This is a genomic window from Acetobacter sp., assembly GCF_047723915.1.
Lineage (GTDB): Bacteria > Pseudomonadota > Alphaproteobacteria > Acetobacterales > Acetobacteraceae > Acetobacter.
The window spans coordinates 52,835-65,430 of record NZ_JBDOBQ010000017.1 but is presented as its reverse complement, the minus strand read 5'-3'; the positions used below and the strand labels follow the sequence as shown (position 1 = coordinate 65,430).

Annotated in this window: 9 protein-coding genes and 1 pseudogene; 5 read left to right on the top strand and 5 right to left on the bottom strand. The window is 65.1% G+C overall.

Going from position 1 to position 12,596, the window contains the following annotated elements; genetic code table 11:
* From ABF990_RS10180 to ABF990_RS10165, 4 genes are all read left to right on the top strand, one after another.
* Window positions 1-875, top strand: an 875-nt coding sequence (locus tag ABF990_RS10180; protein ID WP_415506598.1) for an MlaE family ABC transporter permease, incomplete at its 5' end; no start/stop codon positions are given.
* Between the two features lie 4 nt (window positions 876-879).
* The gene (locus tag ABF990_RS10175) at window positions 880-1,731 is read left to right on the top strand and encodes an ABC transporter ATP-binding protein (protein ID WP_415506597.1); all 852 of its coding nucleotides are present in this window, start codon (window positions 880-882) and stop codon (window positions 1,729-1,731) included.
* Window positions 1,732-1,736: 5 nt separating this feature from the next.
* Entirely contained in the window at window positions 1,737-2,690 is a 954-nt protein-coding gene (locus tag ABF990_RS10170; RefSeq protein WP_415492396.1) for an MlaD family protein, read from the top strand.
* Window positions 2,687-3,451: a membrane integrity-associated transporter subunit PqiC gene (locus ABF990_RS10165; RefSeq protein WP_415500924.1), complete on the top strand. Its 765-nt coding sequence runs from the start codon at window positions 2,687-2,689 to the stop codon at window positions 3,449-3,451. The genes ABF990_RS10170 and ABF990_RS10165 overlap by 4 nt, the downstream gene beginning before the upstream one ends.
* A gap of 145 nt (window positions 3,452-3,596) precedes the next feature.
* Here the strand turns inward: ABF990_RS10165 and ABF990_RS10160 are convergent, their stop codons facing one another.
* Window positions 3,597-4,271, bottom strand: a complete 675-nt coding sequence (locus ABF990_RS10160; RefSeq protein ID WP_415500925.1) for a hypothetical protein — start codon at window positions 4,269-4,271, stop codon at window positions 3,597-3,599.
* Window positions 4,272-4,708: 437 nt separating this feature from the next.
* Window positions 4,709-5,263, bottom strand: a complete 555-nt coding sequence (locus ABF990_RS10155) for a flavodoxin family protein (RefSeq protein ID WP_415500926.1) — start codon at window positions 5,261-5,263, stop codon at window positions 4,709-4,711.
* A gap of 128 nt (window positions 5,264-5,391) precedes the next feature.
* On the opposite strand from ABF990_RS10155, the gene ABF990_RS10150 reads away from it, so the two are divergent.
* Window positions 5,392-5,820 (top strand): winged helix-turn-helix transcriptional regulator, encoded by a 429-nt coding sequence (locus ABF990_RS10150; protein WP_415492392.1) that lies wholly within the window; start codon window positions 5,392-5,394, stop codon window positions 5,818-5,820.
* Window positions 5,821-6,064: 244 nt separating this feature from the next.
* Here the strand turns inward: ABF990_RS10150 and ABF990_RS10145 are convergent, their stop codons facing one another.
* The 3 genes and pseudogenes from ABF990_RS10145 to ABF990_RS10135 all read right to left on the bottom strand — a co-directional run bounded on the left by ABF990_RS10145 (window position 6,065) and on the right by ABF990_RS10135 (window position 12,451).
* Window positions 6,065-7,288, bottom strand: a complete 1,224-nt coding sequence (locus ABF990_RS10145) for a glycosyltransferase (RefSeq protein WP_415492391.1) — start codon at window positions 7,286-7,288, stop codon at window positions 6,065-6,067.
* A 609-nt stretch (window positions 7,289-7,897) separates the two neighbouring features.
* Window positions 7,898-8,371, bottom strand: a pseudogene (locus tag ABF990_RS10140) (hypothetical protein); the annotation flags it as partial.
* A gap of 819 nt (window positions 8,372-9,190) precedes the next feature.
* The gene (locus tag ABF990_RS10135) at window positions 9,191-12,451 is read right to left on the bottom strand and encodes a glycosyltransferase (RefSeq protein ID WP_415506596.1); all 3,261 of its coding nucleotides are present in this window, start codon (window positions 12,449-12,451) and stop codon (window positions 9,191-9,193) included.
* Between the last annotated feature and the right edge of the window lie 145 nt (window positions 12,452-12,596).

The following is a 12,596-nucleotide window of genomic DNA, read 5'->3' as shown; positions in this document are numbered from 1 at the left end:
CCCTGCCCGCCCCGGCCCAGCGCCTGCTGGCCCTGCTGCCGCCCAACCCCGCCCAGAGCACCCACCCCGAACGCCGCAGCCCCAATATTCTGGAACGCACGGGCGGGGCCACGCTGACCGGGCTGGAAGAAACCGGCATTCTCAGCGAAATGGCGGTGCAGAGCACACGGGGCGCGCTGCTGGCCCTGCGCGGCAAGGGCTTCATGCGGCCCAAGGACCTGCTGACCGATATCTGGAACGCCGGCCCCAGCGCGCTGCTGATCGTGGGGGTGGTGAACTTCCTGCTCGGCGCCATTCTGGCCTTTGTGGGGCTGATCGAGCTGCGCCGTTTCGCGGCCGAGATTTACGTGACCAACCTGGTGGGCATTGCCTGCGCGCGTGAAATTTCCGCGATCATGACCGCCATCATCATGGCCGGGCGCACCGGCGGGGCCTATGCCGCGCGCATTTCCACCATGCAGGGGAACGAGGAACTGGACGCCCTGCAGGTGTTCGGCATTCCCATATCCAGCTATATCCTGCTGCCCTCGGTCGTCTCGCTCGCGCTGATGATGCCTCTGCTCTACCTGTACGGCACGCTGATCGGCATTTTCGGCGGGTTCGTGGTGGGCATGACCATGATGGATGTCTCACCCGTCGGTTACTGGATTTCCACCTTCGACGGGGTGGAACTCAAGGAATTCGTGTTCGGCTTCATCAAGTCGTTTTTCTTCGCCAGCTTCATTGCCCTTGCGGCGTGCCGGGTCGGGCTCAAGGCCGGGCGGAGTGCTGCCGATGTGGGCATTGCGGCCACCCGCGCGGTGGTGATCGGCATCGTGGGCATTATCGCCATGGATGCGGTTTTCGCCGTGCTGGCCAACGCGCTGGGGATCTGACCGCATGCCTCCTGCCCCCACACCCGCAGACACACTCACCCAGCCCGCCCCAGCCCGGGGCGATACGCTGATCTCGGTCCGTGACATCACCCTGGCCTTTGGCGAAAAGGTGATCCAGCGCAACGTGTCCTTCGACCTCAGGCGCGGGTCCATTTTCGCGGTCATGGGCGGGTCGGGCTGCGGCAAGAGCACCCTGCTCAAGAGCATGATCGGGCTGCTGCGCCCCACCACCGGGCAGGTTCTGGTGGAAGGGCAGGATTACTGGGCCCAGGACGAGCAGAGCCGCACCGAACTGAACCACCGCTTTGGCGTGCTGTTCCAGAGCGGGGCGCTGTGGTCGTCCATGACGGTGGGCGAGAACGTAGCCCTGCCGCTTGAAATGTTCACCAGGGAACCGCCCGATGTCATCCGCCGCCTGGTGGAACTGAAACTGGGCTTTGTGGGCATGGAACAGGCGATAGACCTGTACCCGTCCGAAATTTCGGGCGGCATGCGCAAGCGCGCGGGGTTGGCCCGGGCCATTGCGCTGGACCCCGACATCCTGTTTTTCGACGAACCGGCCGCCGGGCTGGACCCCGTGTCCTCCGCCCGGCTGGACGACCTGATCCTGACCCTGCGCGACGGGCTGGGGGCCACCATTGTCATTGTCAGCCACGAACTGCCCAGCCTGTTCGCCATTGCCGATGACGGTATTTTCCTGGATGCGGTCACCCACACCCCCATTGCCCACGGCGCACCCAGCACCCTGCGCGACACCTGCGCCCTACCCGAAGTGACGGCCTTCATGAACCGCTTATCCAGTATTCCCTCCCCTGGCCCCACACCCGGTTCCACACCTGGCAAGACAGAAGGCTGAACGGCATGTCGGCAAGCACAAACCGCAAGACGCTGATCGGCGCCTTTGTCCTTCTGGGCGGGGGGCTTGCCCTGTTCATTGTCATGGCGTTCGGGCATATGCGCCTGTTCACCCCCTCGCGCGAGGCGGCGGTGGTGTTCCAGAACGCCATTACCGGGCTTTCGGTCGGCGCACCGGTCAATTTCCGCGGGGTCAAGGTGGGCACGGTCAAGTCCATCTCGCTGCGGTTCGACCCCGAGGAGCACAAGGCCTATATTCCCGTGGTGCTGACGCTCGAACCCGACCAGATCCATGTCGTCAGGGACGGGTCGGGGGGGGATATCAATATCCAGACCCTGATCGCCAACGGCCTGCGGGCGGAGCTGAACCTGCTCAGCTTCGTGACCGGGCAGTCCAATATCGAACTGGATTTCGACAAGAGCGTGGTGCCCGTGCTGCACCCGCGCATTACCAGCCTGCCGGAAATTCCGGTCCGGCTGTCCACGGTTGAAAAGCTCAAGGACACGCTGGGGCAACTGCCGATCAAGGAAATCAGCCGCCATGCGGATGCAGCCCTGCTGTCCGTGACGACGCTGAGCGACAACCTGCGTACCGAACTGCCGCCGCTGGTAGAAAGCGTGAAGGCCACGTCGGACCGGTCGCGCGTAACCATGGATGCCGCGACAGCCGCCATCAAGGCGCTGGAAGAAAAGCTGAGCCTGACGCTGGTAAAGATGGATACCCTGCTCGAAACCGGGAACACCCAGATCAACGCCCGCAGCGCCGACCTGCACGCCACGCTGACCTCGGCCACCAGAACGCTCAACTCCCTCCAGGATGTGCTGTCGCCCCGTTCCGTCGACCGCGCCAACCTGGACTCCGCCCTGCGCGATATCGCCGCCAGCGCCGCAGCCCTGCGCGGCTTTGCCACCGATGTCGAAAGCAACCCGCAACTCCTGCTGATGGGACGCCGCCAATGACCCACGCCCGACACGACATGACACGGGCCGCCGCCTGTGGCACGGCCATGCCCGCCCCGGCCCACGCCCCCCAGGGCGGCACCATGCCCAACGGCGTGGGGCCAGACGGGGCGGCCCCATGCGCAACTGCGGGCGGGGCCATTACGAGTGCGCACCGCGCTGGCGGCACCCGTCGCACACGCGGTGTCGCACGACTGGCCGCGATCATGGCCGGCTGCGCCCTGCTGTCGGGCTGCGCGGGGCCGCCGCTGCGGCTGTATACGCTGGGCATGCCCGCAGACCAGCAGAACCAGCCCCCCCGCCTGTCATCCCGCGCGACCACCATTGCCATCAGCCGGGTGGTGATCCCCGATTATCTCGATTCACAGGATATGCTGGTGCGCCGGGGGGAGGAAATTATCCGCAGTTCGCGCTCGCGCTGGGCCACGCGCCTGTCGCTGGGCATTACCGACCTGATCACCAACGAAATTTCCAGCTCGCATCCCAACCAGCTGATTACCGACCAGCCCCTGACCGATGTTGCGACCATGCGCGTGCAGGTCAATATCTCGCGTTTCGATGTGGATGAAAACGGTCAGGCCACGCTGGACGCCAACTGGGCGGTGCTGCCCAGCGACCCCGACAAGCCATTGATCCGCGACCGCGTGCAACTGCATGAAAGCGGGTCCATCAGCACGGATGCGGATGTCGCGGCCCTCATGCGCCGCATGGTGATCAAGCTGGCCGATCAGGTCAACGCAAGCCTGCCCCCGGCCCACTGAAAAACCCTGCACCGCTCAAGGGCAAGCAGGGCAAAGCGCCATGCCCCCGGGGCGGGAGGAACGCTGCACATGGCGCAACGGTCCCACAAGGCCCGCATCCCATATGCCGCCCCTCATGCCCGGCCGGCAGCCCCCATGGAGCCGGCTAATGCAATGCGTTGCAGACAGCGCTGTTGACGGTCATGGTTCTGTCTTGCGTTTTCGACCTGTTATAAAAATGCCAGACAAACCCTGCACCCAGTTTCAGCGGTGTTGAGTCTTTCAACTGACCGCACTCAACGGCAATGAACCGGCCGGATCGCGCATTGACAACGTCAAGAAGCGTGTCGTCTTTCAGCGCGACTGTGTAGACCACATTATTCCCCACCACCTGAACATTCGCGATGGTTCCGATCGCACCAAAGTCGGAACCGCGTTTCTGTTCCGCCGTCACACTCCGGGCGAGATAATCATGCAAGGTGGCGGCATCGACATGGCCGGTGCTGTTGTGTGTCGAGCAGTCTTTTTTTGAAATATCAAAACTTACAAGAACAGCAGGAGAGCCTTCCACCCTGTAATTCGCTCTCACGACCAGTCCATCATTCGCAAACAGAACCTCATTTCTGCTCGAACAGGCATGAACGGTAAATATCTTTTTCATGGCCTGCGCAATCTGGGGATTTTTAGCGTATTCCGCTGCGCCGTCTTTCGAAATTTCGATATTGTATATCAGATAAACGCCCGCGCTCTCCACGCTCACCAGCATCATGCCGGGTTCGATACGCAGGGGCAGTTTCCCGCTGGACTGGACCGATTGCGCAATATTGCGCGCAATCTCCACAACCAGCGGGGCCGATGCGGCATAGGTGACCTGTCCGGGCAGACATGTCAGCACGACAGACAGGGTTGCAAAAGAAAGTCTCATTGATGCCTCGACAGATACACAGAGCGACAGCCCATAAAATCTGTATTGTACATTGCTGGTATCAGGAACCGGCTGATATCCGGGACGGGCCGAATATCAGGGACCGATATCCGGGTTTGTAATCCTGCCCGGGATTTTGTCCAGCAATCCTTGCACATCGAGACACCACCCCGCATGACCGGGCCTGAAAGCAGACCGGCTGAACAGCATGCAGGAGGTGGAACATACCTGACAGATCATCCGGCACGCACGGCCGGGGCCCTGCGAGGACGGGAAGGCCTGCACGGGCCTACGGCAGAGCCTGCGTGCGCCCCCGCCCCGGCGGGTATGGCCGGGGCGGGGGGCAGGCCATGTCAGACTACCAGCTTTGCCGCGACTTCGGCCACGCGCTTGCCGTAGAGTTCGGCCGTCTTGAGGTCGCCCTTGTGAACTTCCTCGACCGAGGCGTCGGCCGGGGCGCGGGTCAGCAGGCCCACGGAACCGCCCAGATTGTTGACGTCATCCGCTGTGGCGGCCTTGGTGTTGGACGGCGGCAGGCCAAGGCTGACCCAGATTCCACCATGCTGCGACGCCAGGGTCTGCAACGTGATCAGGGCCACCTGCTTGTCCCCGTTGGGGCTGGCGGAATTGGTAAAGCCACCGAACACCTTGTTGGCCCAGCCACCACCGAACCAGATTTTGGATGTTGCATCGGCAAATTTTTTGAACTGCCAGCTCACGTTGCCCATATAGGTCGGGGTGCCGAAAATAATGGCATCCGCGTCGTTCAGGGTCTGCCAGTCCGCATCCGTAATGTCGCCATTCGCGTCAATCGCAACAAGCTGGGCCTGTGCGCCGCGCGCCACGTGTTCCGCCACAACGCGGGTATGGCCGTAGCCTGAATGAAAAATGACTGCAACCTTGGTCATGTTTCGTGTTCCTTTTCCTGCGGGGTGTGTGACAGACCACGCCCCTGACAGTTTCTGTTTGATACCAGGTGTCAGAACGTTTTATAGTCGGCTCCACGCACCCCAACAAGAAGGCACCCGCGCGAAACATGGTTACCCCAAAGAAACCGGCAGACACCACAAGAGACAGTACCGGGGACAGCACCAGGGATGGCACAGCTTTCAATGTCTATGCCAGCGAATGCCCGGCCCGCATGGTGCTGGACCGGCTGGGCAACAAATGGGCGCTGCTGGTGCTGGACCGGCTGCGCCACGACGTCGTGCGGTTTAACGCCCTCAAGCGTGAAATTCGCGGCATTTCGCAGAAAGTTCTGTCCCAGGTGCTCAAGAACCTCGAACGCGACGGGCTGGTCACGCGCACGGTTTTTCCCACCGTGCCGGTTACGGTGGAATATACGCTGACCCCGCTGGGCACGACGCTGACACAGGCCGTGGCAGGGCTGACCCACTGGGCAGAGGAAAACATGCCCGCAATCCAGGCCGCACAGGCCGCCTACGACCAGACCCATAACGACTGAAAGCGCGGAGCATACCGCACGAAGCAAAGGGCTGACCGAGCACGGGCAAAAAAACCGCCCCATACCGCAGACGCCGGGAAACGGCAGGCGCGAAAAGCGCCCGCCCCGAGCCGCAGCCCCTGCGCGGAGCCCGATGCCCGATGCCTCGGCCGCGCGTAACCGAACACTAGGCTCCGAACTCCGGGCAACGGGCACAAAGCACAAAGCACAAAGCACAAAGCACAAAGCACAAAGTCAGCAGGGCTCAGCAGCCTACCAGCCGTGCAATCAGTTTTTCATACGCTGCCATGGTGGCGTGCAGGCAGAGCGTGCGCTCCGCCATCTGCCGGGCCGCCCGGCCCAGCCGGCGCGCCAGACGCGGGTTGGCCAGCAAGCTCAGCACCCCGTCAGCTATGCTGCGGGGGTCCAGAAAAGAAACCAGAAGACCCGTTCGGTCATGTTCGAGAAATTCCTCGACCGGGGCTGTCGCACTTCCCACAATGGGGCAGCCCATGGCCATGGCCTCGCGCAGGGACCACGACGCAACGAACGGATAGGTCAGGTAGACATGCGCGTCCGAACGCTGGAGCAGGCGTATGAAATCCTCATAAGCCAGCTTGCCCACAAAATGCACGCGCGCCACGTCCAGCCTGTCCGCCAGTTCACGCAGCATGATCTCGCGCCATGTGCCTGACGCCAGCGAAGCACCGTAACTGACGCCATCCCCGCCCACCACAATCACCTGCGTATCCGCGCGCTGGGCCAGCACGCGCACCAGTGCCCGCATGAACACATGAAAACCGCGATAGGGTTCCAGATCCCGCGCGACATAGGTAACAAGCTTCTGCCCCGGCGCGATCCGCACCCCGCCCAGCACAAAAACCCGGCGCGCGGCCTGCCGGTCCGGGTGGCACAGGGTCAGGTCCACCCCTTCGCGCAGGACGGTCATTTTATGACCTGCCCAGTCCGGATATGTATTTTTCTGGAAATCCGTGGGGGTCTGGCCATGGCCAGGCGCGTTCAGGGCCAGCAGGTTGATGGCGTTCTTGGCGCGAATGACCGGCAGCATCTGCGGGCTGAGCGGAAATTCGGGGTCGAACGCCACATCCAGCCCGGGTCTGGTATGATAGAAAAATTCCAGATAGCCCAGAACAGGCACGCCGGGGAAAACGTCCTCCATATTCAGCAGTTCGCCCCAGCCATGATGGCCGATGATGATATCGGGCACAAAGCCCAGCCGCGCGAGTGCGCGGGCGGTTTTTTCAACCTCCGCCGCGCGGACCAGCCCGCGTTCCAGTTCACGTGCGCCAGCGTGGCCCGTACCGTCCGCCACCTGCGGCATGCGGTACAGGACACGGCGCACCCCGGCCATGGCGTTTGCGTTATCCTCGCTGATAAAAACGATCTCGTTCCCGCCCTCCCGCGCAAGGTGGCGCAGCAGATGCAGATACTGGCCGGGAAAATTCTGGTGTACGAAAAGATATTTCAAACCCGCACCCACATGCCAGCATACGCGGCCACAGGCCACCCGATCGCGAACGGGAGCGTTTTAAAAAAACCTTTTACACACAGCTCCATTACGGATCGCAGCACCTGCCCTTTGGGCCGGGTCCTGTCAGGCCGAACCACGGGCCGAACCACGAGCCAGACCACGGGCCGCGCGCCTGCGCACCGGCGCAGCACCTGATGGTGCATCGGGGGGGCTTTTCTGTCGGCCATTGTGCTTGCGCGAGGCCGTCTTTTTGGACCCCGGCATATCTGCCCGGTCGTTTTTGCCCGCAAATATCCTGCCCCTCGCTTGTGCCGCGCCACGCGGCAACGGCTCTGCCTGAGCGGGCTCCACCGCCATACCACCAGCTTTAAGCGCCGTGGGGGTTTCGGCCGACACTGCACCGGGCCGGAGTTTGCCTGCCCCCCGGACCTTTCGCGCGGCACGGGGTTTGGCGGGGGCTGTGTCATCGTGCAGCAGGGCGGCCAGATCGGCGCTGGCTTGTGCCTGCGCCCCCGCTATGTCGGCCATGGCCGGTGTGGTGTCATGAACCACGGCCTCCGCCACCGTGGGGAACGGGGGAGAAAAAACAGGGGCCGAAACCGTAACCGGCAGGATTTCCACCAGAAACGCCTCCAGCGGGGCAAGGCTTTCAGCCGCGACCGGCACGCCCGTGTCAACCGGCCCGGCGCGCGTGCCATCCGTAAAACTGGCGCTGACACGGCAGGTAAACCTGCTGGCCGCATCCCCTTTCAGGCGTACGGCCAGCCCCAGCACGGGCAGCGCCATGCCTCGGCTGCCGCAGTAATCCCCGCCTTCCATCCAGGGGGAAAGCCACCCTTTGCCCAGCACGGCCTGATATTCGATATCGGCCGCCCCCAGTGTGCCGCCGGGAACAATGCCAAAGCCTTCTACCCAGACACGGCTGCCCGGCTCGCCCATCCACTGGCCCAGTGCGCCATGCACATCGCCCCGGCACTGGATATGCGCCCCCATTTCCCCCACCACCGTGGGGGGCACCGGGCTGGCGGGCGCGTTGGCCTGACCCTGCGGGGCGGAATCCGCCTGCGGGTCTGGCATGGGGACACCCGGCCCCGGCGCGCCCCCGCCCTGCCCGTGGGCATGCCTATCGCCTTTGCGGCGCCCCCGCCCCGGCCGGGATGGGGTAGCGCTGTCCTGTGCCAAGCCTGCCGGGTGCATGCCAGCCTGTTCCATCCCTGCTGGCAGGTCGGCCCCGTATTCGGCCGGGCCAGAAGGCTGGGCAGAAAACTGGGCAGAACGCTGTCCAGAACGCTGGGCGGCAGGTGCGGGGCCGGTCGGGGCCAGAGCGCGATGCTGCTCCGCCGCCGGAGGCTGTGCGGGGTCTGCCACCGGAGAAGATACCGGACCACCCGCCGGAAGGACCGTTCCTGCCCCGTCCGCCGTACCGGCCTGCGGCCAGCCCGGCTGCGCAGGACCGTCAGGCACACCCGCCTGCCCCAGTTGCAGCACCTGCAGGCGGGGCAGGGCGGCGGCCTGGCGTGCGCCGGCCTGCGCCGCGCTGTCCTGGTACACGGTAATCATGATCTGGGCGGGGCCGTGGTTGACGCGCACCAGGGCGGCATTGCTGTGCCCGCCCAGCCAGCCATCAGCCTCGAATGTCGCAATATCCACCGCGCCGGGGTCGCAGAACGGCGCGGGGCTGATACGCACCCCCGGCAGACCCGCGCGACCGGATGCCACCAGCCCGCCGCCCCCCTGCGTAATACAGAACAACCCCGCACCAAGTGTCATGAGATGGCCAGAGACCTTCAGGTCCGTAATGCGCTGCTGGATTGTCTGTGACATGAACGGTCTTCCATCACGGCGGGCGGGGCACGCGGCTTCGATCAGCCTCATGCGTTTTGTCTTAGCAGAGAAAAACTAAATGTTTTCTTGCCAGCTTTTGACTTTCTTCAACAAGATTTCGTTAAGTTTCGCGGCGGACAGCCCTGCGGGAACCAGAGTGCCACCCCCCGCCGCACGGATACGCAATGCGGGCGTGCCCATATCGAACGCCAGCACATGCAGCCCCGCGCGCCATAGCTCGCCCAGCGCGAAACACCATGTTTCCGGCCAGATGGATGGCACCAGCCCGATATCGGCCCCTACCGCGCCGATCAGTTCCACCGCATCCGCCGCCGTATAGGGACCTGTTACAAAAATACGCCCTGTTCGCATCAGTTTTTCATCATCCGGCGTGTAACCCACCAGCACGAACTCCAGCGGCAGGTTCCGCCGTGCGGCGTCCCGCCCGGCCCGAAGCAGAATGTCATAGCCTTTCTCCAGCCCGATCGCCCCGGCCACACAGACCCGCACCCGCCTGACCTGACCATGGCCCTGTGCCTGTGCTGCAAAAAATCCCTGTGCCGGTAAAAATTTGTTGCGATCCGGGGTATTGTTCATGCCCTTGCCCGCCGCCTGTCGTCCGGGGGCTGCGGGGCGCGGCGGCCGGTCGCGCTCCAGCGGCTGCACGCGCATGGCCAGCCCGGGAAAATGGCGTGCGAACCGGGCCGACACATCGGCCGATGGCACCACAACGCGCCTCGCCCCCAGCAGCAGCCCACGGGTGCGTTCCAGATAGGCGGCAGCCGTCATGTCCCCCGCCACGCGGCGGCCCATGCGGGCCAGGCAGGCGTCGCACCCTTCTGGCCCCGGTTCGCCGCAATAATGGCCGCCGGGACCAAGCAGGGTCACACGCTGACACAGCCAGATATAATCATGCACGAACACATCGTACCCGCAGCCCAGCCGGGCGGGCAGGGCCAGTGTTGCCGCATTATGGCCCGCCGGGTGGTGGATTTCGACATGGCCCACGCCTTCCGCCGCAAGCAGGCGGGCCAGCAGCCGTTCATCCGCCGGGCCATGGAACACCAGCGCGGGGTATTGTGGGGCAGATACATCACCCGCGCCGTCCTCCAGCCTGCACCCCCGCGCGCCGGGCCGCAGCACCAGCACCCGCGCACCCTTGCCGTGCCAATAAGCCGCACGCCGCGCCACCACGCGCTCCACCCCGCCACCCGCCGCATGGGTTATCAGCAACACGGCGCGCGGAGCGGCACGCGGCACCCGGCTGCGGGCAGAAACAGCAGAAGCCACACCCGATATCCGGGGCAGGCTGACAGATTCCGCCAAGGGACAGGCCGCTGCGCGATCGGAAACGGGAGCGGGCTTGGCAGGAGGTCGATCAACAGCGGGCGCCCCGCTGGAAGACAACCTGCTGGCACGCGGCCCTGCGGGGGATGCTCCACCAGAAAACAGCCCACTGGGAGACAGCCCGCTGGGAGACTGTTCAGAGGGGGACTGTTCATTAAGCGACCATTCACGAAAAGGCTGCCCGCCGGGATGGAGTTCACTGGCAGACGACCCGCTGGACGGCGGTCCATTACAGGACTGGGCGCGAGAGGGCTGTCCGCTGGGCGGGAACCCGCTGGAGGGCGACCCGTCGGGGTGCGGGTCACCGGGAAGCGGCGCGCCCGGATGCAACGCGCGAGAATACAATGCGCCTGTCTGCAACACGCCGGTGTCCAGCACGCTAGTGTCCAGCGCGCTAGTGTGCGACGCGCCGGAACGCGGTCCGTCGGGGCGCGGTCCACTGGCGCGCAGGCGCACCAGATCGAAGCGCCGCCGCGACAGGTGCAGCGGATCGCGCGCGCACCACTGCGCAATGCGGGCATGGTAGCCGGGGTGCAGTTGCTCCAGCACCATCTGGTTGCGCTGGCGCAACGCCGCTCCTATCCCTCCGAAGGACGCCCCCCCCCCATGGGCCACAAACGCCCCCACCGCCGCCATGTGCCACCACCCCTCTGCCGTGGCGCGCAGGCAGAAATCATTTTCCTCCGCATACCCCTGGGCAAAAACATCTTCCCGCAGCAGGCCGGTGGCGGCCAGGCAGTCATGGCGCAGATACATGCAGAACCCGTGCGCGGTCGGCACCCGCACCGCCCGCCCGGCATTGGCCGCCTGGGCCATGCGCATGAGCCAGGCCGTGCGCGCCAGATCGGGCACGGGGTTGCGCCCGTCCTGTCCGGGGTAGGAGAATATGCTGGCAGCGTTCGAAAACGGCGTGACCGTGCCGGTGCGCGCTGTAGCGTAGGCCACGTGCCGCAGTTCGGCCAGCCAGTTGCCCGCCACCAGCGTATCGGCGTTCAGCACCGTTACGTCATGCCCCGGCACAGCGCGCAGGCCAGTGTTCACGGCAGCGGGAAAACCGCCATTGCGGGCGCGTTCGATCAGCGTAAACCCCGCCTGCGCGCACAGATCAGCAACAGCGCGGCACAGATCCGGGTCTGGCGCTGCGTCGTTCACCACCACCACCCGCACCGCGCCCGCCGGGCCGGGCGTTCTGTCTGTATGCGAAAGATCAAGCGCGAAACGCAGGCTTTGCAGGCACGCCAGTGTTGCTGCGCGGTCGGCATAGACCGGCACCACCACCGCCACAGGTGCAGGGGGCGGAATAGCGGCGGGCGGGCCAGTCCGCACGCATGCCCCCGCAGGCGACCCGGCGAAAGAGCCGGTGGATGACCCGGCGGATGACCCTGTGGAAGACCCTGTAGCGGACCCGCTGAAAGACTCAGTGCCTGTCGCCGCGCGAGACACGGGATGGGACATGGGGTGTGAGACGGAATGCGATATAGGGCGTTGCCTGGACTGCCCGCGTGCAATTCTTTGCTGCATCACGGGTTTTTGCAGCCCCTGCGCCGCCCGCCCCCGGCCCGGAACGGGGTTGACGCCCGCAGGGGGGCAGCCGGGGGCAGCAGGCCCCGTCCCCGGTTCTCCCGCACCCGCCACGGCTCCCGCGACAGACAGCGGGCTGCCCGCAAGGTCACGCCCATCCGGTCCGACAACACGCACGACCCCCGCCCGCACCGAACAGGGCAGGCTGGTGCCGGGTAGGTCGATGGCGCGACACCGGGCCAGCGGCCTGCCCGGCGGGGCGGCATCATGAAAAGCAAATGCTGTGAAACGTAAAATCTCCGTATCGTCCTGCGCGTTCAGCACACGCAGTTCGGGCGCGCTGTCCGGGTCGTGGGGCAGCCACACCCAGCCGCGCAGGGTGTGGCCGTTACTTTCCACCAGACCTTCGCACTGGCGCAATGCCGCGACATGCAGCCCCGATGGCGGAAACAGCGGTACCGCGCCCACATGCACCCGCACCGGCGCGCAGAGGGACCAGTGGGGGGGCCTATGGGGGGGCAGGCGGTCAGGGGCACGGTCAGCGTGGTGGTCAGGGGGGCAGGCCCAGTGGCCGTCCCGCCAGCAGGCGGGCCGTGTCTGGCCGTGGCCCGGC

Bases quoted from the DNA above. Each gene is read 5' to 3' on its own strand.
- ABF990_RS10175 (WP_415506597.1), top strand. From the start codon at position 880: ATGCCTCCTGCCCCCACACCCGCAGACACACTCACCCAGCCCGCCCCA.
- ABF990_RS10170 (WP_415492396.1), top strand. From the start codon at position 1,737: ATGTCGGCAAGCACAAACCGCAAGACGCTGATCGGCGCCTTTGTCCTT.
- ABF990_RS10165 (WP_415500924.1), top strand. From the start codon at position 2,687: ATGACCCACGCCCGACACGACATGACACGGGCCGCCGCCTGTGGCACG.
- ABF990_RS10155 (WP_415500926.1), bottom strand. From the start codon at position 5,263: ATGACCAAGGTTGCAGTCATTTTTCATTCAGGCTACGGCCATACCCGC.
- ABF990_RS10150 (WP_415492392.1), top strand. From the start codon at position 5,392: ATGGTTACCCCAAAGAAACCGGCAGACACCACAAGAGACAGTACCGGG.